Raw genomic sequence first — 23,434 nt, 5'->3', positions numbered from 1 at the left:
TACCATTAATTTTGCATCTTAAATTTTTAAATGAAGACTTATTTCCGGTTGTTATCTTTTGCAAAGCCTATTGAGAAGTTTGCAATACCTTATATTTTAACAACTCTCCTTTCTATCATATTTAGCACGTTAAACCTGGCTTTGCTGGCCCCCTTGTTGCAAACCCTGTTTTCAAAGGATGGTGTTGTTGTAAAGCTTGGAGCTAAACCGGCCCTGCTTGATGTAATGGGCACCTTTAAATATTATGTGCAATACGCAATAAATACCTATGGCACTTGGGGAGCGTTGCAGTTTGTTTGCGGAACCATAGTAGTTTCGGCTTTATTGGGCAACCTTTTCAGGTACTTGTCGCAGCGTACTATGGAGAACCTGCGTGTGCATACCCTGCTAAACCTCAGGCGTACAGTGTTTGATAATGTAATGGGCCTGCACATGGGGTTTTTCAGTAACGAGCGTAAAGGCGATATTATTTCGAAGGTAGCATCTGATGTGCAGGTGGTGCAATATTCGGTAACCGGTACCTTGCAGGTAGTATTTAAGGAACCCTTAACACTCATAACGTTTCTGGTTATGCTGTTCCTTATTTCACCGAGCCTTACCTTGTACTCATTTCTGGTTATCCCGGTTTCAGCATTTGTTATATCCCGCATAGTGAAGCGGCTAAAGCAACAGGCCATAGCCTCGCAGCAAACCTATGGCAATATGATCAGCTATCTTGACGAGGCCCTTTCGGGTATCAAAATCATTAAAGCTTTTAACGCTACCGATTTTATTAAGAACCGGTTTGACAGGGAAAACCGCAACTATTCGCGCATAACCAAATCTATGGCCCGCAGGCAACAGCTGGCATCGCCCGTGTCTGAATTTTTTGGGGTAACTATGGTAGCGGGTATTGTTTTATATGGCGGTCATCTGGTATTAAACAACACTTCAGCGTTAACGCCGCCTGAGTTTGTGACGTTTATTGCATTATTCTCGCAGGTAATGCGCCCGGCTAAAGCCATTTCCGATTCGTTCAGTAATATCCACTCAGGTATAGCGGCGGGCGAACGCGTGTTGAGCCTTATAGATGAAAAGCCTTTGGTAAGCGATGCTCCAAACGCGGCTAACATAACCGCATTTAATGACGCTATCCGGTTCGAAGATGTATCATTTGCTTACCAGGATAAAATAGTGTTGTCGCATATTAACCTTACAATTCCTAAAGGGAAAACCGTGGCCTTGGTTGGGCCGTCGGGCGGGGGTAAATCAACCATGATGGATCTTATACCCCGATTTATGGATCCGCAGGAGGGAAGTATTTCTATTGATGGCGTTAACATAAAAGGCCTTACGGCAAATTCATTACGCAGTTTAATGGGCGTAGTAAACCAGGAGTCGGTTTTATTTAACGATAGCATTTACAACAATATTTCGTTTGGCAAACCCAATACTAACCCTGCCGACGTAGAGGCGGCTGCAAGAATAGCCAACGCCCATAATTTTATTCTGGAAACCGAGAACGGGTATAATACAAACGTAGGCGACCGCGGCGCTAAGTTATCCGGCGGGCAAAGGCAGCGTATATGTATCGCTCGTGCGGTGCTAAATAATCCGCCAATTATGCTGCTGGACGAAGCCACGTCGGCTTTGGATACCGAGTCGGAAAAACTGGTGCAGGACGCGTTGAATAACCTGATGAAAAACCGCACATCCCTAATAATTGCCCACCGCTTAAGCACCATACAAAACGCTGACATTATTGTAGTGCTCGAAAACGGCAAATTAATAGAACAGGGTTCGCACCAGGAGCTTATCAATCAAAATGGGTTATATAAGAGGCTTATTGATATGCAAACGTTCGAGAACTAACTCTCCGCTGGATAAGCTCCGTTAGAAGTAAATCCCGTCCGGTTATGGTAAATCCTGTTTCTTGAATCATCCCTTTACAAAAGTAAGGGTCATTTTATTTCTTATACCAATATATTTGCAGGGTGAATGATCATTATCAAACAAAATCGCCAGTATTATTTATAATATTCAACAGGCCCGAAACTACCCGTCGCGTTTTTGAACAGATACGCCAAAGCAGGCCATCACGTTTATATATAGCCGCCGACGGACCCCGTACCGACAAGCCTGACGAAGGTACGCTTTGTGCTGACGCAAGAAAAATTGCTGATGAAGTTGATTGGCCTTGCGACGTAAAAACGCTTTTCAGGGAAACAAACCTTGGTTGCAAAGAGGCGGTATCAGCCGGTATTACCTGGTTTTTTGACCAGGAGGAAGAAGGTATTGTACTGGAGGACGACTGCCTGCCTGCGAATGATTTTTTCAGGTTTTGCGATACGATGCTTGAGAAGTACCGGCATGATACCCGCATCCGACATATTTGCGGAAGCAATTATCAGCATGGTAAAAAGTGGGGTACCGCAAGCTATTATTTTTCAAACCTTACGCATGTTTGGGGATGGGCCGGTTGGCGCAGGGTTTGGCAGGAATATGATAAAGAGCTTACACAGTATCATGCGGAAGATGTACGACCGCAATTGGAAACCATTTTTACCGATCGCTTTATTGTAGAGGTGTGGGGGAATATTTTTAAGCACCTGAAAGCGGGTGATATTGACACGTGGGACTACCAGTTAACATACCTTAATTTTTTTAACAACAGCTTGTCTGTTATACCTAACGTAAACCTGGTATCTAATATCGGGTTTGGACAACAGGCCACCAATACGGTGAACCAACACAGCTTAAACGCCAATATGCCACTGCAACAACTTGGCACTATCGTTCATCCTGTTTATATCCTGCCTGCAAAGGAAGCCGATAGTGATACGCTGAATTATGAGTTTGAGATACCCCGACGTTGGAAAAAGTACAACAAACCAAAGTATAAGCTTAAACGATGGTTTAAAGGGTTATTTAAATAACAAAGCCACCCGGTTACCCGCGATGGCTTTAATAAAACAATAGTAAGGTCATTATTGGAATTTAAACCCTAAGCCCAGTTGAAATACCTGGTTGCGGTAATCAGGTATTGCGCCGCTGTTTGAGCGGTTTTTGTCAAGGTCTATGGCATATCTGCCGCGTAGTTCAACATTACGGTTAAGGTCTATCCCCACACCAATAACACCCGAGATGTAGCTTTTGTCACCCCGGTTATTATAATCGTTTTCGTAGATGGTGTCGAACCCGTCATCGTAAATATTTTTGGTTGATGTAAGAAAGCTTAATTGCGGGCCCACAACAAAGTTAAATCCGGGAACAAGGCGAAATTTTGCCAGCAACGGGATATCGATGTAATTGGTACGCTGCTTAAACTCCCCGTAAGTGGTTTCGGCACGGTACCCTTTCTGCGAAAACAAAATTTCGGGCGCGAATGATAAAGGATACGCCACGGGGATATCGAACGTAAGCCCCAGATGCAAACCCGCAATTGTACTTGTACTAAAATCTGAGTTATAGGCATCAACCGTGTTAGAGAAGTTTACGCCGCCTGCAATTCCAACTCTGGGCTGGTAAAAATTATCTCCCCGTCTTTGGTATCTTTCCTGTACCGGAACCGGGCGCCTGATAACCCTGCGCGGATAGCGGCGATCATAACGTTGTGCACTTACCGTGCCTGCAACCGTAAGCAGGCATATCGCCATAAATAAAATTTTTTTCATTGGGTAATTATTTTATGGCATCATATTACAGGCATGCCTGATAAATTGATGCCGGTTAATTTTTATACTCTTATAGAGTGAAAATTTGCGACAAGGTTTATTCACTATTTTTTATAATCTACTTTATAGATAAAACAATTAGCCGCAATTTAGATTTAAGCTACATTTGGAAACAATGAAACGAAAGATCCACTGCCGCTATTACCTGCTTTTTATAACTGTATTTTTTACCCAAAGCGTATTGGCGCAAAAAACAAGCTTTATAAACTCGTTAAGCCAGCAAAATCATTGGGTTGATTCTGTTTATAAAAAAATGAGCAGGAAAGAACGCATTGGCCAATTGTTTTATGTAAGGGCGCATACCAACAAGGGCAAGGCTTACGAGGATTCAGTAGGCAAGGTGATACAGGACGAGCATATAGGCGGTGTAGTGTTTTTCCAGGGCGGCCCGGTAAGGCACGCCAACCTGATAAACGTTTATCAAAAGCTGTCTAAAGTGCCGCTGCTTATTGCCATGGATGGCGAATGGGGCTTAGGCATGCGGCTGGATTCGTCAACATCGTACCCCTACCAAATGACATTAGGCGCTATACAGGATAACACGCTTATTTATAAAATGGGGCAAATGATAGGTGGTGATTTCAGGAGGCTTGGCATGCACATCAATTTTGCGCCGGATATGGATGTAAATAACAATCCTAACAACCCGGTTATCAATTACAGGTCGTTTGGGGATAATAAGTACAATGTGGCACGCAAAGGCATTGCGTATTTCACAGGCATGCAGGATGCCGGCCTTATTGTTTTTGCCAAGCACTTCCCGGGCCACGGCGATACCAACGTAGATTCGCACCTGGCCTTGCCACAACTACCCTTTACCCGCGCCCGTTTAGATTCGTTGGAGGAATACCCTTTTCGCGAGGCGATAAACGCGGGCATAAGCGGCATTATGATAGCCCACATGAATATTCCGGCGCTCGATACCACCAAAAATTTGCCCTCAACGCTGTCGCGGCCAATTGTAACCGGCGTGTTGAAAGATTCGCTTGGATTTAAAGGGATAGTTGCCTCCGACGCTATGGAGATGCAGGGCGTTGTAAAAGACTTCCCTAATGGCGAAGCTGATGTAAGGGCTTTTTTGGCAGGTAACGATCTGATCGAATTATCGGTTAACTCTGCAAACGGCGCTAAACTGATCCGCAAGGCCCTCCGCAAAAAAAAGATAACCAAGGAGGAGTTTGAGGCTAAGGTAAAAAAGCTGCTTGCCGCTAAATACTGGGCCGGGTTAAACAATTATCGGCCGACAAGTACCGCTAATCTTTTAAGCGACATTAACCGACCGGCCGCCGCTGAATTATTTCAGCAACTAAGTGATGCTGCTGTAACCGTGTTGAAGGGCGATAGCCGCACACTAAGACAGGACCCGTTTAAAAAAACCGCGATTATAAGCATCGGGGTCGACATGCCAACGGTTTTTCAGCTCGAACTATCTAAGTGGTATGTAAACAGCATGATATTTTTAGTAGGTAAAAACACCTCGCTTACAGATATGAACCGTATGCTGCAAACGTTAAAAGGGTTTGACCAGGTTTTTGTAAGCATACATGATACCCGTACACGCCCCGCCAGTAAGCTTGATTACAGCAGCGATGTTAAATACCTGATAGCTGCGCTGGCCGCAAAACCAAACGCCGTAACCGCCGTGTTTGCAAACCCGTATACTATAGCAGGGTTGCCAGGAATAGAAAAAAGCGCCGGTATTATCGAAGCGTATCAAAAAGACGATGCCTTGCAGCGTTCGGCAGTGAAGGTAATAACCGGACTGATCAAGCCTGCGGGCAAACTGCCTGTTAGTGTAAATACCTTTTTTCCGACAGGTACGGGTATAAGCTTCTGAGGGTGTAAAGGATCATATCAGCACCGCTAAGCTGACATCTTTTTATCTGCACATCTGCTTTCGTTACTGCAGCAATGCAATTTTAAAGGTGGTATCGCTTGTGTTTAGTACACGGTAATAAGCGTTATTGCCCCATTTAAAACGCGCTGCATGCGCTTTGATCAGTGTTTTAATAAACTCCTTTGATAACTTCAGATCCGCAGGATTAATATGTTTTACCGTTTGCGACGCGTAAGCTATAAAATTATTTAAAACCTCTTCAGTGATGTGGTATTGATCTATAAAGCTATCGGCAGTTGCATATTTGGCAATCACAGGTTGCAGCCTGTCAATCACATAAGCCGTAAAAAGCTGGTTATCCGCAAGGTCTTCTACAAGTTGTGTGTTCTCTGTGGTATCGGCAGGTACAAAAACATCAGGCATTATGCCGCCGCGACTAAAAACTTTTCGTCCATTGGTTGTATGATAGGCTGAGCCGCCGATAAATGCGCTGTCGCTTAAACTACTTTCCGCGCTTAACAGTTCACCTTTTCGCACCCGGTTAGCCAGCTCGTTGCGGTAACTGGCAACGCCATTTTTATACGATTTTTGTATCGACCGGCCCGAGGGCGTATAATATCTCGCTACCGTTAAATTTATTGCAGTACCATCTGCAAACGGAAACTGCTGCTGCACCAGGCCTTTACCAAAAGAGCGGCGGCCCACAATAGTGGCCCTGTCAAGATCCTGCAAGGCGCCCGCTAAAATTTCGCTTGCTGAAGCCGAATACTCATCAATAAGCACCGTAAGTGCGCCTTTCTCGTAATTGCCCGAGTCGGTGGCAAAGTAATCAGTTCTGGGTTCATGGCTTCCTTTGGTGTAAACAATCAGCTTACCCCCTGGTAAAAACTCATCGGCTAAAGCAGTTGCCGTGTTTAAGTAACCGCCGCCATTTCCGCGCAGGTCAAGCACCAGCTTTTGCATGCCTTCGGCTTTCAGAGTTTTAAGTGCGTCTTTAAAATCGTTATCAGTGGTTGATGCAAACTTGCTTATTTTGATATACCCGGTATTACCGGTGGTGTATGCGGCGTCAAGGCTGCTTAGCGCTACCCGACCGCGTTTTATGGGGATGTTTTTGATTGCCTTCCAGCCGTTTCTTACAACGCCGAGTGTTATTTGTGTGTCCTTTTCGCCCCTGAAGGTTTTACTGATTCGGTCTGACTTTAATTTGGTGCCCGAAAAGGGTTTGCCATCCACTTGTATGATCCTGTCGCCGGTAATTATACCCGCTTTAGCGGCAGGCCCGCCGGCGTTAACCTGGGTAATTACAAGCGTATCGCGCAGTAACTGGTATTCTAAACCAATACCGTTGAAACCACCCTCCAGTCGTTCGTTGATAGAGCGGGCCTGCTTTGCCGGCAGGTACACCGAATGAGGGTCCAGGCTTTGCAGCATATCGTTAACCGTTGCGCCCTCTACACTGTCCGTATTAACGGAGTCGACATACTTGGTGCTTACAAGATCAAGCACACGGGATATTTTATCGGGCCCCGAAAAACTAAGGCCTATCCTTCGCCCCCCAATGTTGTCACCGGTAATAAGTATCCCAATTGCAATACCTGTCAATATTAAAATTACCGTCCTGAAGATAATGCCCGCAATTCTTTTCATCTATATTTAGCCATTGCAAATTTAATAAATAGCAGCTATTGCCTATAATTAATATCGGCTTCTTTGCTTTGATGTTTTTTATTCAATTTTGTTAAAAATTTATTAACTGTAGCCTCACTTGAATCTTCTCCAACGGAGAGGACTTATTCGTCGTATTATAAACCCTCTCCTCTGGAGAGGGCAGTGTGAGACCAATTATTGCCAAAACATGGAAATAAACACCGAAAAAGACTCCAACTACAACGGGCTTGAAAGCATGCCGGTAGCAGAGCTGCTTCAAAACATTAATAACGAAGATAAAACCGTGCCATTAGCGGTTGAAAAAGCGTTACCCCAAATAGAAAAGCTGGTAACAGTTGTTGCCGAACGCATGCGCAACGGCGGAAGGTTATTTTACATTGGCGCGGGCACCAGCGGCCGCCTGGGCGTTGTTGATGCCTCTGAATGCCCACCCACATTTGGTGTGCCGTTTGATTGGGTGGTTGGCATTATAGCGGGCGGCGATACTGCCATACGCAAAGCCGTTGAATTTGCCGAAGATGACCGTGAACAGGCGTGGAAAGATCTGCAAAAATTTAATATCACCGGTAAGGATGTAGTAGTGGGCATTGCGGCATCGGGCACTACGCCCTATGTTATTGGCGGGTTAAAAAAGGCTAAGCAGCATGGCGTAGCCACAGGCTGTATAGTTTGTAATGCAGGCAGCCCCGTAGCTGCTGCGGCCGAATATCCCGTTGAAGTGGTTACCGGTCCCGAGTTTGTAACCGGCAGCACCCGCATGAAGGCCGGCACCGCGCAAAAACTGGTATTAAATATGCTCAGCACAAGTGTAATGATACAATTGGGCCGCGTAAAGGGTAATAAAATGGTAGATATGCAGTTATCCAATAATAAATTGGTACACCGCGGCACCCGTATGGTAATGGCCGAAACCGGCTTGCCTGAAGAAGAAGCCGCTGAGCTATTAAAGAAACATGGCAGTGTGCGCAAGGCGGTAGATAGCTTGAGATAGATATGCAAATGAACAGGATTAGATGTGCAGATATGCAAATATGCAGATGTGCAGATGAGGAAAATAAAAAAGTCTCCCTGGCGGGGGGAGGTTGGAGGGGGCTATGCACGAAATAGAACCATATTACCGATGGCGCGATGATTATGTAGCATCTGAGGATGAGTATTCGCCGTTTTATGCTACCGAGTACAGCGAGTTTGAATTTGATAAGCAGGTATATAATTATTTGCTGCACCCGCAGTGGGATTCTTTTGGGTCGAACACTCTGTACCTGAAGGTTTTGTTTGTTGATTACGATCGGGGTTACAGCATCATCGAGTTTATTGGCGAATGGAACGACGCCATTAACAATGATATTATGCTGATGAAACGCGAACTTTTTGACCTGATGGTTGACCAGGGCATAAACAAATTTATACTGATAGGTGAGAACGTGCTTAACTTTCACTTCTCTGACGACAGCTATTACGAAGAGTGGTTCCAGGAGGTTGAAGATGGCTGGATAGCCGGCATAAACTTCCGCGACCATGTGATATCCGAGTTTAAACACAGCAACATTGATTATTACATCAATTTTGGCGGTCAGCTTGATGACCTTCACTGGAGGGCATTGAAGCCGCTGCAAATGTTTAAAAAAGTAGAAGAGCAGTTAACTAAAAGATTAAGTTAGAATTCACAGCCAATTGTAACCTTTTTAACAGGTACAACTTTTTCAATCATTACATCGTTTTTATTATATTCGTACAAATAATTTCTGAAATACATGGAAACCAAAACCGATAATTTTGAATACGTTTACGATAACGTAAGTTACGTAGAAAACCCTGAAGCATCCCGCAAGTTCATTGCTAATGTATTTGTGTGGATGTTTGTTGCTTTGGGCATATCATCTGCATGCACATACCTGTTTGCTTTTATACCGCAGCTGTCAGCCATGCTGCGCGACCCGGAAACCGGGCAGAACAACATTTTAGGTATCGTTACTATGTTTGCGCCGCTAATTTTTATATTAATTTTAAGAGGTCGTTTTGAAAAAATGAGTTTAATATCAACCGTTGTAATGTTTGTAGCATTTTCGGCTGTTATGGGTATTAGCATTAGCTATATATTTTACTTATATTCTTTTGGAACTATAGCATCATCCTTCATAACAGCAGCCGTAGTGTTTGGAGTTATGGCTATCGGCGGTTATACTACTCAGCAGGACCTTACAAAATTTGGTTCTATCCTGATCATGCTGCTTATTGGCGGTATAATTGCTACGGTTCTGAATGTTTTTTTATTCCGTAGCAGTAGCTTTGATTTACTTATCAGCTACATAATGGTTGCGATATTTGTTGGCTTAACTGCCTTTAATGTACAAAGGTTAAAAAGGATTGGCGCCGGTATAGAATATGGAGACGCGGATGGCAAAAAACTGGCAATTATGGGTGCGTTAACGCTGTATATGAATTTCGTTAACTTGTTCCTGTGGTTGTTGCGCATTTTCGGCAACAGAAGATAATCGGATATCATAAATAAAAATTGAAAGCCGTTTGCTATCAGCAGGCGGCTTTTTTGGTTCAAAGGTTTTGGCTAAGCCATGAAGACCTGAGTGTTATCCGTCCCATAAATGGAACGGCAATAAACCCTGCTTAAATAGAACTTGCTTTGTCCCGCATATAGTACAAATCGCACAATTGAAATGAATCACGGCCGCTTTCGTTCGCCCCATAAATCGGGCGGCAATGAACCCGGCTTAAAATATAACTTGTTTTGCCCCTCAAACAGTACGGTTGAAAATCGAATCATGCCGTTTGCTTTATTCAACGGGTAGCGTTGCTTTGTCCCGCATACGGTACAAACGGTACAGTTTGAAAATGGAATCATTGCCGTTGGCTTTAGCCAACGGATAGCCAGACAAATCATTTTGGCTTCAGCCAAACTTCGTGTAATTTATACGCTTGCACTTTACAACATTATTACTCATATTTGTACCGCTTATGGAGAAAGACGGAGGGATTAGACCCTGCGATGTCTTAGCAACCTGTTACTTAACAAGGTGCTACATTCTACTCCGGTTAAAAGAATAACCGGGGACAGATAAGTGAAAGTCAATTTAACACCCGACTTTTCGAGTAAGCTGGAATAGATATGAGATTTTAGACGTGAGATATGAGATAGCCTTAGCTATGCTTTTTTTCTCAAATCTCAAATTCTCCTGTCTCACATCTCAACAAATGGATATTAGAAGAGAGTTACAAAAGCGCATTCTGGTTATTGACGGAGCTATGGGTACCATGATACAGCGGTACGAGCTCACCGAGCAGGATTTTCGCGGGGAGCGTTTTCGCGACCACCCATCCGATCTGAAAGGCAATAACGACCTGCTGAACATCACCCGGCCGGATGTGATCAAAGCTATCCATGCCGAGTACCTGGAGGCGGGTGCAGACATCATCGAAACAAATACTTTTAGCACACAACGCATATCGCTGGCCGATTATCACCTCGAGGAACTTGATTATGAACTGAGTTACGAGGGTGCCCGCATTGCGCGTGAAGTAGCCAACGAATACACCAAACGCGACCTTTCAAAACCGCGCTTTGTAGCCGGAGCCGTAGGTCCCACAAACCGTACCGCATCGCTGTCGCCGGATGTGAACGACCCGGGTTACCGCGCCGTTACCTTTGACGACCTGGCCGAGGCTTATTACGCCCAGGTACGGGGTTTGGTTGATGGCGGCTCGGACCTGTTACTGGTTGAAACCATATTTGATACCCTGAACGCCAAGGCAGCACTGTTCGCCATCGACAGGTATAAAAGTGAATGCAAGGCAGCCGGTAAAGATTACCCTGCCTTTAGGGAAACCGGCGGCATCATGATATCGGGTACCATTACAGACGCATCAGGCCGTACCTTATCAGGGCAAACGGTAGAGGCATTTTGGAACTCTATCAGTCACGCCCACCTCTTATCGGTAGGGTTAAACTGTGCTTTGGGCGCCCGCGAGATGCGGCCCCACTTAGAGGAGCTGTCTGAAAAGGCGGGTGTGTTCATCTCCGCCTACCCCAACGCGGGCCTGCCAAACGAATTTGGCGCTTATGACGAGACCCCGCACGAAACCGCTCACCAGGTTGATGATTTTATGAAGGCAGGCCTGGTAAATATAGTAGGCGGCTGCTGTGGCACCACGCCCGAGCATATTAAATGTATTGCCGATAAGGCCGCTAAATATCCGCCAAGGCAGATACCCGAAATTAAGCCCTACCTGCGCCTAAGCGGGCTGGAAGCCGTTACCCTTACGCCCGAAACAAACTTTGTAAATATTGGCGAGCGTACCAATATTACCGGGTCGCCAAAATTTTCTAAACTTATCCTTGCCGAAGATTATGAGGCCGCCCTGAGCGTTGCCCTGCAGCAGGTAGAAGGCGGCGCACAGGTGATCGATATCAACATGGACGAGGGGATGATCGACTCGGAAGCTGTGATGGTAAAATTCCTGAACCTGGTTGCCAGTGAACCGGATATTGCCAAACTGCCCATCATGATCGATTCCTCCAAATGGTCGGTTATCGAGGCCGGGCTTAAATGCCTGCAGGGCAAAGGTATCGTCAACTCTATCTCGCTGAAAGAAGGCGAAGAGAAATTTAAAGAATATGCCCGCAAAATATTAAGCTACGGCGCTGCCACAGTAGTAATGGCCTTTGATGAAACGGGGCAGGCCGATTCGCTGGAACGCCGTAAAGAGATTTGCGAACGCAGTTACCGTATTCTGGTTGATGAGGTTGGTTTTCCACCCCAGGATATCATCTTCGATCCCAATATTTTAACCGTAGCAACCGGGCTGGAAGAGCATAACAACTATGCAGTAGATTTTATTGAGGCTACCCGCTGGATAAAACAAAACCTGCCGCTGGCCAAGGTTAGCGGTGGGGTAAGTAACATATCGTTCTCGTTCCGGGGCAATAACGTGGTACGCGAAGCAATGCACTCGGCGTTCCTGTACCATGCCATAAAAGCCGGGCTGGATATGGGTATCGTAAACGCCGGGATGCTGGAAGTTTACGAGGAGATACCAAAAGACCTGCTTGAGCTTGTGGAAGACGTTTTACTAAACCGCCGCGAAGATGCCACCGAGCGTTTGGTTGAGTTTGCCGATACCATTAAAAGCAAAGGTAAAGAAGTGGTGCGCGACGAAGAATGGCGCAAGGGGACGGTAGAACAGCGCCTGTCGCACGCGCTGGTAAAAGGCATTATCGAGTACCTGGATGATGATGTAGAAGAAGCGCGCCAGAAATTTGCCAAGCCCTTAGAGGTTATTGAAGGCCCGCTGATGGATGGCATGAACGTAGTAGGCGACCTGTTTGGCGCCGGTAAAATGTTTTTGCCGCAGGTGGTAAAATCGGCCCGGGTAATGAAAAAGGCGGTGGCATATTTACTCCCCTTTATCGAACAGGAGAAACAACGCGTTATTGATGCCGGTGAGGATAGCAGCGGCAGTCGTGCTAATGCTGGCAAGGTATTAATGGCCACCGTAAAAGGCGATGTGCACGATATTGGTAAAAATATAGTAGGCGTGGTATTGGCCTGTAACAACTTCGAGGTGATAGATCTTGGGGTAATGGTACCGGCGCAAAAGATAATTGAAGAAGCAAGAAAACACGAGGTGGATATCATCGGCCTTAGCGGTTTAATTACCCCGTCGCTCGACGAGATGGTGCATTTTGCCAAAGAAATGGAGCGCGAAGGTTTTACCATTCCGCTGATCATTGGCGGGGCAACTACCTCGCGCATCCACGCGGCAGTAAAGGTAGCGCCGCATTATTCTGGCGGGGCTATTCATGTGTTGGATGCATCGCGCAGCGTAACCGTTTGCAGCAGCCTGATGAACCGTGATACCCGCGAGGATTATATACAGGGCATAAAAGACGAATACGCCAAAGCCCGGGAAGCCCATGCCAACAAAAAAAGCGACAAGCGTTTTGTAAGCATTGAACAGGCCCGGGAGCAAAAGTTTCAGATAGACCTGAAAACCGTAGCGCCCGCGCCTGCTTTTACCGGTATTAAAGCATTTGAAAACTTTCCGCTGGAAGAGCTGGTGCCTTATATCGACTGGACACCGTTCTTTCATACCTGGGAGTTACGCGGCAGCTACCCTAAAATATTTGCCGATAAGTTTGTGGGCGACGAAGCCCAGAAGCTTTTTGACGACGCACAGGTACTGTTAAAGAAAATTGTTGACGAAAAACTGCTTCGCGCGAGTGGTGTTATTGGCTTTTGGCCGGCAAACAGCGTTGGCGACGATATTGAATTATATACCGACGACACCCGGCAGCATTTGCTTACGCGTATTCATACGCTTCGCCAGCAAAACGAAAAGGTGAAAGGCGAACCCTATTATGCCCTGTCGGATTTTATCGCTCCGAAAGAAAGCGGTGTGGCCGATTATTTTGGCGGCTTCGCGGTGACAGCCGGACTTAGCTGCGACGAATTGGTGGCCGTGTTTGAGGCGGATCATGACGATTACAACAGCATTATGGCCAAAGCCATTGCCGATCGCTTTGCAGAAGCTTTTGCCGAAAAAATGCACGAACTGGTAAGAAAGGAATACTGGGGTTACGCAAAGGCTGAGCAATTAGGCGCGGAAGAATTGATCAAGGAAGAATACCAGGGCATACGCCCGGCACCTGGTTATCCCGCCTGCCCTGACCATACCGAAAAAACCACCTTGTTTGAGCTATTAAAGGCGGAGGATAACGCCCACATGCACCTTACCGAAAGCCTGGCCATGACACCGGCAGCATCGGTAAGCGGCTTTTATTTCGCCCACCCGCAGGCAAGGTATTTTGGTTTGAACAAGATAAGTAAAGACCAGGTGGAGGATTATGCAAGGCGGAAGAATATGTCAGTAGATACAGTTGAACGCTGGCTCGGGCCTAACCTTAATTACTAACAGCGCGTCATTGCGAGGTACGAAGCAATCTACCGATAAGCATATCCATATGCACAGTTCAGAGATTGCTTCGTGCCCCGCAATGACGCATTAAATTAGACTAAACTCAACATGAAAATAACGGAGCATATTGCTAACGCCAACGGCAAAACACTTTTCTCTTTTGAACTGATCCCGCCATTAAAGGGGCAGAGCATACAGGGCATTTACGATGCTATCGACCCGCTGATGGAGTTTAAGCCGCCGTTTATTGATGTTACCTCGCTGCGCGAGGATTACATTTACAAAGAACACGAAACCGGCTTGCTGGAGAAACTTGCCTACCGCAAGCGCCCCGGCACTATTGCCATTTGCGCGGCTATCATGAATAAGTACAAGGTAGATACTGTTCCGCATTTACTTTGCGGCGGTTTTACCAAAGATGAAACCGAGAACGGCCTGATAGACCTGCAGTTTTTAGGTATCGATAATGTGCTGGTGCTGCGCGGTGACGCCCGCCGCGGCGATGCCTCTTTTGTTCCGACACCAAACGGGCATTGCTACGCTACCGACCTGCTGCAGCAAGTAGTGAACATGAACAACGGTGTTTACCTGCACGAGCATTACGAAGGCATTATGAAGACGGATTTTTGCATAGGTGTTGCAGGCTACCCCGAAAAGCACTTTGAAGCACCAAACCTGAAAACCGATTTTAAATACCTGAAGCAAAAGATAGATATGGGGGCGAACTTCATTGTTACCCAAATGTTTTTTGACAATCAGAAATATTTTGATTTTGTGAACAACTGCCGGGCTGTGGGTATCAATGTACCTATCATCCCCGGGCTTAAGCCTATTACCACATCAAAGCAATTGGTTAACCTTTCTAAAACCTTCCATATCGATATCCCGGAAGCATTAAGCGATGCCATACACGATTGCAAGGAAGAAAAGCATGTAAAAGATATCGGTATAGAGTGGATGATAGAGCAGTGTAAAGAGCTGGTGAAATTTGGCGCGCCGGTACTGCATTTTTACACTATGGGTAATCCGGGCCCAACTAAAAGGATAGCCGAAGCGATATTTTAGCGGTCCCTCGTCAAAACGGTTTATAGCGCTTTTTCCAGGTGCACCAGTTTACCGTCAAAGTTCATCCCCTCGATCACGACCCTGAACTTGCGGGTAACATCGTTATTGTAAAATTTAATAAGATACTCATGCTTCTCGTTATCCAGGATAATATTTGGCTCCCAAAATAAGGTGGTGCGGAGGTCGGGTTTGCCCGTAACCGTTACAGCGGTAGCATAATCCGGACTGTAAAAATCTTTTACCAAGGTGTAGCCCGCCAACGGAAGCATTTTGTTGTTTTTGTCATTATAAACAAAGCCTTTGCCCCGTTTGGTATAAACCGATATTACCCCGCCGAATGCACCAAAGGCTCCACCCATTGATGGATCGTAAACCTTTACGTAGTCCACTTCCATCATCGGCGTATTACGGATATCTTCAGCGGGTACGGCAAAATTATTCAGAAAGAAGGCTACACCGTCATTTCGCCAGCTAACAGATGGTTCGTTACCCAATGGATTGCTGATCCTTAACCCCGGTATCTTACCTTGTAAATACTGAAACAACGAACCATAATTTGTTGCCCGGGGATCATTACCCACCAACAGGTTAGTAGATATGCCATCTTTAAAAACGCCGGAAGTATATTCCTTATCTACTTTTTTCTGCTGCGAAACGGCCGCACCCTTTATCTGCACTTCGTTAAGCTGCCGGGTGTTTTTAAGCTGCAGCATATAATCCTGCACACGTTTTGATAGCGCCAAAGGCGGGCCTTCTGTCGCTGCTGCCGTATCAGGGGCGGGTTTTACAAATGGATAAGTGTAGCTTTTTACCAGGCCGTTATCAACGGTCAGCTTTACTTTGTTTGAAGCAAGGTTTTTATCCTGAAACTTGAAATAGAGCTTAGCATCGCCATAAAAAATTAAGCCATCCCTGAAAAAGGCAGCGTTTTCGCTCACCTGCAGCGGTAACATTACCGAACTTTTGTCGGGCGCTTCTACAAAAATTGTTGCATAAGTGCCTGGTTTAAAACCGTTAGCCGTAATGCCGCTTACTTTGCCGCTGATACTTAAAAAACGATGAGTGGGTATAGTGTCGGTTAGTTTACCGGTGGTATCGGCGCTCCAGTTGTATTTGCGCCAGCCGTGGGTAAGCATTACCAGGTCTAAATTTTTGGCGGCGTCGGGTGTAGTATTGTTAAAATAATAATAAGGGTCCACAATTTTACCCCGCAGGTCGCCGGTTAACAGTAAGTGCGAAATAATGTTATCCTGATCAGGTGACGGGTTATCAATGTCCGCGTCAGTAACCGATACCGAATAATTAGAACGGATGCTATCTTTATTCGCCAGTTTTAACTCCGTTAGCCCGCGGCTTTGTTTGCTGATGCTTATAAAACCGGTATCAACGTTAAAACTATAATTGTGGTTATTTACAAAGGTTATGCGTTCGGCAACCGGGATTAAATTTTTATTGAATACAGTAATATTTAAAATACCTGATGGCATATCTTTTACGGGTATAATACCACTAGACATTTCGGCGCCTGAAAGATCGATTTTTACCATGTAAGCAATTTTGCCATTGTTATGCGCTATAAGCGTTAGCTGCTTATCTGCCTCCGCGGCATCTTTCGACCGGAAGATCAGAAACTTTTTCCCCGCGGCAACATCAGCAATATGAAGGGATATACCATTTGGCTTTGCCGCGGGCAATGCTGCGGTATGCTCTGTGCCGCCTGCATCCTTCCAGGTAGCAGTATACGCCTGGTTGGGCTGTGCGAGCATCGTGAAGGCACCCATGCCATCATGCGTCGTCGCGAAATCTGTTATGGTGTTACCGGCGCTCTTAATAATGCCATTAGCCTTAACGGGCATCCCGTTTGCATCAGTCACCTTAAAAGCCATTAAACAAGGTAAGCCGTTTACCCAGTCGCCGCCTTCGGGCAAAAAATGTATTACCGGCGCGGATATGCTGTTAACTTGGGGTTGTTTTGCGATATTTAATACCGGTAACTGTTTCATGTAAATAAAATCGCGGTCATCCTTTAGCATTACTTCGGTATAAGCCCTGCAGTAGATGGCATGTACTGTTGTATCGGTTGGCAATACCATATTGCCCGATGCGGTGGATTCAAATATGGGGGCAGTTAAGCGGCTCAATACTTTACCATTCTCGTCAAGCAGCTCCATATAAAAGTTTTTACCTGCGCGAGAGCGCTCAGACCCGGTAAAAAGATAGGCCTTAAACCAAACGGTATCGCCGGTTACATAACTGTTTTTATCGTAATGGATATAGATCTTTTCGTGCGGGTTGCGTTGCAGCTGTTGGTTTACTACATTATCTATGCTTTGGGCAACGCAAACATGCGCGCAAAACATCATTACAGCTCCCAATAGCAGGCGGATAAGAAAGCGGCTCATTCAGGTTTGAAATAGAGCATCAAAATAAGAAATTATATTATTATTTGCCGGGTCGGGTCAAACAAAAAAGCCGGACCAAAAGGCCCGGCTTTTAATTTTATATGCTGATGATTATATCCCTTCGGGCTTCATTTTTGATGCGGCAACTAATGCCTTGTAAGCATTTACTATGCCCCCGGTTTTTGAAAGTGTTGTAAAATCAACCTTTTCGGTTTCGCTTCCGGGCTTTAAAACCATCGTTCCGGTTAATGGCGTTGCCGATTCCAATATCACCTGTTTTAGCTGTTTGGCACTTAAGTTTGGATAATACTCCAACACCAGCGCGGCTATACCCGCCGTAATTGGCGAAGCAAAGCTGGTGCCGTCGGCGGTATTAAATTCGGCATCCATATTTACCGATGTTACCTTAACACCGGGTGCAAATACATCTACATTTTTTTTACCATAATTGCTAAAATCGCCGGCAAGGCTGGCGTTCAGCCTATCGGCAGATGCACCAACGCTTATCACGTTATCGGCATCAACACCAGAGCCATCCTCAAATATATCGTTAGGATATTCGGGTTTTGCATCCATATCTTGGCCATCGTTACCTGATGCCTGTACCAGCAACACATTTTTCGCGGCAGCATATTTAAAAGCTTCGTCAACCCAGGCCTTATGGGGCGATAATTTTTTACCAAAGCTCATGTTAATGATCTTTGCGCCGTTATCAACCGCGTAGTGTATAGCGTTAGCGATATCCTTATCATACTCGTCGCCATTTGGCACCGCTTTAATAGCCATTATCCTTACATTGTCGGCCACGCCGTCAATACCGTATTTGTTACCGCGTACAGCGCCAATAAGGCCAGCTACACCGGTACCGTGTTCGGCATCCGGAAATTTAAGCAGATTGCTGCCATACGGTTTGCCATCCCTTACGTCGGGGTTATCACCTACAATATTTTTGCGGGCGTCAAGGTCGGGGTTAATGTCGTTATTTAACTTTGCCAGGTATTCACTTAACTCTTTAATGATGCCGGCGTTAGTTTGGTCTCCGCCCTGCTGCTCAAAAACCGATATCCAAACCGCCTTGCTTTTGCTTACCGTATCGCTGGCAGTGGTAATTTTTGCCAGGTCGGCCTTTTTGAACGACGCGCCCGCGCTTAAGCTAAGTGCTTTTTTGATATAACCACTGGTGGCCATCAGGGCGTTCATTACCGGCTGTAGCTGCTGCGTTTCGGTTTTGGCTTTATTTACCGTGGCATCATGAGTAAGCTTTACTTTTTCCCAGTAGGCAAACTCTTTTTCGCTGCCGGCAGGGGCGGTGGTAAGGTTAATGTACTTATCCTTAAGCCGGTTATACTCTCGTACCTCCTCGGTAGTTTCGGTAAAATCACATTTGCCGCCCGGTCCGCCTAAAAAGTTCCAGCCGTGTATATCATCCACATAATCGTTCTTATCATCATCAATGCCGTTACCGGGTATCTCTTTTGTATTTACCCACAATACAGGCTTTAGGTCGGCCTGGGCGGTATCAATACCGCTATCAATAGTGGCAACAACTACAGTTTTGCTTTTTTTGCCTTTTACAAACTGATAAGCCTGGTTTAGGCTGATACCGAAATAACCATCGGTTTTAAGATCAAGCAAGTGCCAGTTTTTCGGCGGGTCGGCGGGTGCTTTTTGAGCTACCTGTGCTGTAGCGGTAAAGCCTGTTAATACGGCACCGCTTAGTAATAGTGCCGTAAGGGTTTTGCAAATTTTATACATATTTAATGGTCGTCTTTATAATTTAATATCGAACACCGAATGCCCAATACAGAATGATGAAGTTAAATTCGGCGTTCGATATTCTATATTCATTATTCGATATTATCACTGGTCGGTTTAATTGCTTTTACAGGTCAAATTTAATGCCCTGCGCTAATGGCAACGTTTTAGAATAGTTTATAGTATTGGTTTGGCGCCTCATATATACTTTCCATGCGTCCGATCCGCTCTCGCGCCCGCCGCCGGTTTCCTTTTCGCCGCCAAATGCGCCGCCTATCTCCGCGCCTGACGTACCGATGTTAACATTCGCTATACCGCAATCAGATCCCGAGTACGACAGGAACCTCTCGGCCTCGCGCAAATTAGTTGTCATAATAGCCGACGATAACCCCTGCGGCACACCATTCTGCAGCGCAATAGCCTCGTCTATATCCTTGTATTTTATCAGATACAATATCGGCGCGAATGTTTCGTGCTGTACAATTTTAAAATGATTTTCAACCTCTGCAATGCATGGCTTTACATAACAGCCGGATGAGTAAGCCGCACCCTCCAGCTTACCGCCTTCAACAACAAACCTTCCGCCTTCGGCCTTGCATTTCTCTATAGAATCGAGATACGAGGCTACCGCGTCCTGATCGATCAGCGGGCCCATGTGGTTGTTCTCATCCAGCGGATCGCCAATTTTTATCTGGCTGTAGGCGTTAACTAACTTTTGTTTAAAAGCCTCGTAAACGCTCTCGTGAATGATCAGTCTGCGGGTGCTGGTACAGCGTTGCCCGGCAGTGCCTACCGCGCCAAACACCGCGCCAATAAGCGACATATCCAGGTCGGCATTTTCTGTGATGATGATGGCGTTATTGCCCCCAAGCTCTAACAGGCTTTTGCCCAACCGCGCGCCAACCGCAGCGCCAACTGCCTTGCCCATACGGGTAGAGCCGGTAGCCGATACCAGCGGCACACGGGTATCGTTGCTCATCAGCTCGCCAATACTGCGGTCGCCTATAACCAGGCAGCTTACGCCTTCATCAATATTATTACGCTTAAAAACTTCCTGTGCAATATGCTGGCAGGCAATAGCCGTTAAAGGTGTTTTTTCGGAGGGTTTCCAAACGCAAACATCGCCGCAAACCCAGGCCAGCATGGCGTTCCAGCTCCATACCGCTACCGGGAAGTTAAATGCCGATATCACGCCAACAATTCCTAAGGGGTGGTATTGCTCGTACATACGGTGTTCGGGCCGTTCGCTGTGCATAGTTAAACCATAAAGCTGCCGGCTAAGCCCAACGGCAAAATCGCAAATATCTATCATCTCCTGCACCTCGCCGTAGCCTTCCTGCAGGCTTTTGCCCATTTCGTACGATACCAGGGTGCCAAGTTGCTTTTTATTTTCGCGCAGCGATTCGCCTATCTGGCGTACTATCTCGCCGCGTTTTGGGGCGGGGATGGTGCGCCATGTTTTAAAAGCCCTGGCGGCCGTTTCAACCACGGCATTATACTCGTCCGCGGTAGCATATTTTACCGATGCTATTTTTTTGCCATCGGTTGGCGATACAATGTTTGCAGTAACTGCGTTAGCGCTGCTACCCCACTGATTGCCAGTACTAAACGCATGGTTTATGTCGTTTATATGTAAATGATCAAGAATATCCTTTATAGGTAAGCTCATAATTGGTACTTTTGTCAAAGGTAAAAATCTTTAGGGCAATTATATTCAACTCATCCCTTGCCGGCTAAAATGCTTTACATTTATTATCAGCCACTTGTATAAACGCTTGTTTAATAATGTTTGTATGTTGAAAACTTAATTGCTTTGAGGATGCTTATTATTGTAATTTGAACTCATGTTTAAGCCTTGCGGATAAACATCCGCAGGGATAATATGGTGTTCTGCAAATAAACTTGAATGGAAGAGGAATTTGATTTTGGTTTTACCGAAGATCCAAAGTTTTCGGTAGAACGGTACGAAGAGATGATTCGCAATCATGACCAGTACTTTTTTGACGCGCAGGCGTTTGAGAACATTATAGACTACTACATAGAAAAGAACGATCCGGCCAAAGCCCTGCAGGTATCCGAGTACGCGCGCAACCAGCACCCTTTTGCCGCGGTGTTCCTGATAAAACAGGCCCAGTTACTGGTAGTTTCAAATCGTGCATCAGAGGCATTTGCCGCGCTTGATAAGGCTGCCATGCTTGAGGCAAGCGACGCGGATATTTACATCATCCGCGGTAACCTGTACGAGAGTATGGAACGCAATGCCGAAGCCTTAGAGAACTACGAAAAGGCGCTTGACCTTGCCGAGGAGACCGACGAGATATTGTTGCATATTGCCTACGTTTACCAAAACATGGGCGATTATGATACCGCCATAACCTACCTTAAGCTTTGCCTTAAACAGAACATGGAAAACCAGGACGCCCTGTACGAACTGGCCTTTTGTTATGATGTGTTAGATAACCAGGAAGAAAGTGTTCAGTTTTATCAGCAATATATAGATAACGAACCATACAGCTATGCCGCTTGGTATAACCTGGGCAACGCCTACACTAAGTTAAGCCTGTTTGAGAAAGCTATCGACGCGTATGATTACGCCATTTTAATAAAAGACAGCTTTGCATCGGCATACTTTAACAAAGGTAACGCGCTGGTTAACCTGGAGAAATATGCCGAGGCCATTGAGGTTTACCGCCAGACGTTTGAATACGAGCAGCCCAATGCCGATACTTATTGCGCTATTGGCGAATGCTATGAAAAGCTGGAGCAAATGGACGAGGCGAGATCGTTCTACAAAAAATCGGTTAAGATGGACCCAAAGCTGGCCGATGCCTGGTTTGGTATCGGGGTGACCCTTGATTTTGAGGAACGTTATTTTGAGGCCCTGCACTTTTACAAAAAAGCTTTGGACCTTGATATTGCCAACGCCGATTATTGGTTTGCCATTGCCGATGCCGAATATAAATTGGGCCATTTGCCCGAGGCCGAAAACGCATACGAGAAAGTAGTTGAGCTGAACCCGCTTGATGTGGATGCCTGGCTTGATTACTCATCTATCCTGTATGAGCAAAAGCGCCTGGTTGATGCCATTGAAGTGATATCGCAAGCCATTAAAAATAATCCGGATGCGGCAGAACTTTACTACCGCATGGTAGCTTATTTGTTTGCCAAAGGCGAATACAACGAGGCGCTTAACTACCTGGAAATGGCCCTGGCATCCGACCCCGAAAAACACTATATTTTGTTTGATTACCTGCCGCAATTACAGGAAAACAAGGTAATTATCGATATTATAAACAGGTACACCAAGTAGGGAGTAGTGAATGCTGAATAGTTAGACGGAGTTAAAATAAACTAATTATAATCAATCAAATACCAAAGCCGGACCGATGCATGTCCGGCTTTTTGATGAATAATAATCCCCTTCTTAGGTGACGAAAGCTCTGCATCCCGTAGTAATGGTGATAGAATACATGCTGTTAGTTAACAGGTTACTACGCAAGCGGTTAATACAAATTTCGAAATGATAAATTGGTGGCACCACCTTGTCAGTAGCTGTTTTTTTAAAACATTGACTTTCAGGTGTTCATGAATGTTCACAGTGTTCACGTGCGCCGAACGTGAACACTTTTGCCTTTTTTTCCCGCTTAAAGTTAAAAACAAGCATGATCTCCATCTGTTAAGCTTTAAACGCAAAGCAACCTCATGAATACTCCCAATAGCCCCGCGCCCGGCAATAAATTCCCTTTAGAGGGGGAAACCGGCGATCCCAAAGTAAATGCCGCCGAACAGGATGTGATCACCAATAAGGATGATACCGAAAAGGTAACCAATAAAGATGGCGCTGTTGCCGATATGGATGGCATCACCGAAACCCTTAGCTAAAGCGAGCCCTCAGCCGGGCTGAATGCCGATAACCAGATCACCAATAACGATAGCGCAGCCACCGACGAGCTTGAACCCGATGAGCAGTTTTAACCGGTTATTGAAATGATTCCACAGCAGCCCTTAGGGCTGCTGTTTTTATTTGTTATTGGCCGGTAACCACCAATAAGTGCCTATAT

Annotated in this window: 15 protein-coding genes and 1 riboswitch; of the genes, 10 read left to right on the top strand and 5 right to left on the bottom strand. The window is 45.8% G+C overall.

Features of this window, described 5'->3' with window-relative positions:
• Window positions 1-30: 30 nt before the first annotated feature.
• Window positions 31-1,851, top strand: coding sequence for an ABC transporter ATP-binding protein (locus tag HDC91_RS15495; RefSeq protein ID WP_183553705.1), 1,821 nt, complete (start codon window positions 31-33; stop codon window positions 1,849-1,851).
• A gap of 122 nt (window positions 1,852-1,973) precedes the next feature.
• Entirely contained in the window at window positions 1,974-2,915 is a 942-nt protein-coding gene (locus tag HDC91_RS15490) for a nucleotide-diphospho-sugar transferase (protein WP_183553703.1), read from the top strand.
• Between the two features lie 51 nt (window positions 2,916-2,966).
• Here the strand turns inward: HDC91_RS15490 and HDC91_RS15485 are convergent, their stop codons facing one another.
• Window positions 2,967-3,653: a porin family protein gene (locus HDC91_RS15485; RefSeq protein WP_255476748.1), complete on the bottom strand. Its 687-nt coding sequence runs from the start codon at window positions 3,651-3,653 to the stop codon at window positions 2,967-2,969.
• A gap of 175 nt (window positions 3,654-3,828) precedes the next feature.
• On the opposite strand from HDC91_RS15485, the gene HDC91_RS15480 reads away from it, so the two are divergent.
• Window positions 3,829-5,550, top strand: a complete 1,722-nt coding sequence (locus tag HDC91_RS15480; protein WP_183553701.1) for a glycoside hydrolase family 3 N-terminal domain-containing protein — start codon at window positions 3,829-3,831, stop codon at window positions 5,548-5,550.
• 63 nt (window positions 5,551-5,613) lie between these two features.
• Here HDC91_RS15480 and HDC91_RS15475 read toward each other — a convergent pair whose 3' ends face one another.
• Window positions 5,614-7,200: a S41 family peptidase gene (locus HDC91_RS15475; protein WP_183553699.1), complete on the bottom strand. Its 1,587-nt coding sequence runs from the start codon at window positions 7,198-7,200 to the stop codon at window positions 5,614-5,616.
• A 208-nt stretch (window positions 7,201-7,408) separates the two neighbouring features.
• Between HDC91_RS15475 and murQ the strand changes: the two genes are divergently transcribed.
• The 5 genes from murQ to metF all read left to right on the top strand — a co-directional run bounded on the left by murQ (window position 7,409) and on the right by metF (window position 15,216).
• Entirely contained in the window at window positions 7,409-8,212 is an 804-nt protein-coding gene (gene murQ, locus HDC91_RS15470) for an N-acetylmuramic acid 6-phosphate etherase (protein ID WP_183553697.1), read from the top strand.
• A gap of 103 nt (window positions 8,213-8,315) precedes the next feature.
• Entirely contained in the window at window positions 8,316-8,882 is a 567-nt protein-coding gene (locus HDC91_RS15465) for a hypothetical protein (RefSeq protein ID WP_183553695.1), read from the top strand.
• A gap of 93 nt (window positions 8,883-8,975) precedes the next feature.
• Window positions 8,976-9,716 carry a Bax inhibitor-1/YccA family protein gene (locus HDC91_RS15460; RefSeq protein ID WP_183553693.1) on the top strand — a complete coding sequence of 247 codons (741 nt, stop codon included), beginning with the start codon at window positions 8,976-8,978 and terminating at the stop codon, window positions 9,714-9,716.
• Window positions 9,717-10,189: 473 nt separating this feature from the next.
• Window positions 10,190-10,301: riboswitch (SAM riboswitch) on the top strand.
• Window positions 10,302-10,431: 130 nt separating this feature from the next.
• Window positions 10,432-14,148, top strand: a complete 3,717-nt coding sequence (gene metH, locus HDC91_RS15455) for a methionine synthase (RefSeq protein WP_183553691.1) — start codon at window positions 10,432-10,434, stop codon at window positions 14,146-14,148.
• A 111-nt stretch (window positions 14,149-14,259) separates the two neighbouring features.
• Window positions 14,260-15,216 carry a methylenetetrahydrofolate reductase [NAD(P)H] gene (metF, locus tag HDC91_RS15450; RefSeq protein WP_183553689.1) on the top strand — a complete coding sequence of 319 codons (957 nt, stop codon included), beginning with the start codon at window positions 14,260-14,262 and terminating at the stop codon, window positions 15,214-15,216.
• A gap of 20 nt (window positions 15,217-15,236) precedes the next feature.
• Here the strand turns inward: metF and HDC91_RS15445 are convergent, their stop codons facing one another.
• The 3 genes from HDC91_RS15445 to HDC91_RS15435 all read right to left on the bottom strand — a co-directional run bounded on the left by HDC91_RS15445 (window position 15,237) and on the right by HDC91_RS15435 (window position 21,042).
• On the bottom strand, window positions 15,237-17,618 hold the full coding sequence (locus HDC91_RS15445) for a hypothetical protein (RefSeq protein WP_183553687.1): 2,382 nt from the start codon (window positions 17,616-17,618) through the stop codon (window positions 15,237-15,239).
• Window positions 17,619-17,729: 111 nt separating this feature from the next.
• On the bottom strand, window positions 17,730-19,373 hold the full coding sequence (locus HDC91_RS15440) for a S8 family serine peptidase (protein WP_183553685.1): 1,644 nt from the start codon (window positions 19,371-19,373) through the stop codon (window positions 17,730-17,732).
• 127 nt (window positions 19,374-19,500) lie between these two features.
• Window positions 19,501-21,042 (bottom strand): aldehyde dehydrogenase family protein, encoded by a 1,542-nt coding sequence (locus HDC91_RS15435; protein ID WP_183553684.1) that lies wholly within the window; start codon window positions 21,040-21,042, stop codon window positions 19,501-19,503.
• Window positions 21,043-21,279: 237 nt separating this feature from the next.
• On the opposite strand from HDC91_RS15435, the gene HDC91_RS15430 reads away from it, so the two are divergent.
• The gene (locus HDC91_RS15430) at window positions 21,280-22,683 is read left to right on the top strand and encodes a lipopolysaccharide assembly protein LapB (RefSeq protein WP_162429837.1); all 1,404 of its coding nucleotides are present in this window, start codon (window positions 21,280-21,282) and stop codon (window positions 22,681-22,683) included.
• 392 nt (window positions 22,684-23,075) lie between these two features.
• Window positions 23,076-23,255, top strand: a complete 180-nt coding sequence (locus tag HDC91_RS15425) for a hypothetical protein (protein ID WP_183553682.1) — start codon at window positions 23,076-23,078, stop codon at window positions 23,253-23,255.
• Window positions 23,256-23,434: the final 179 nt, after the last annotated feature.

Source organism: Mucilaginibacter sp. AK015 (genome assembly GCF_014200785.1).
In the GTDB taxonomy this organism is placed as follows: domain Bacteria; phylum Bacteroidota; class Bacteroidia; order Sphingobacteriales; family Sphingobacteriaceae; genus Mucilaginibacter.
This window is presented reverse-complemented; position numbering and strand designations above follow the sequence as displayed.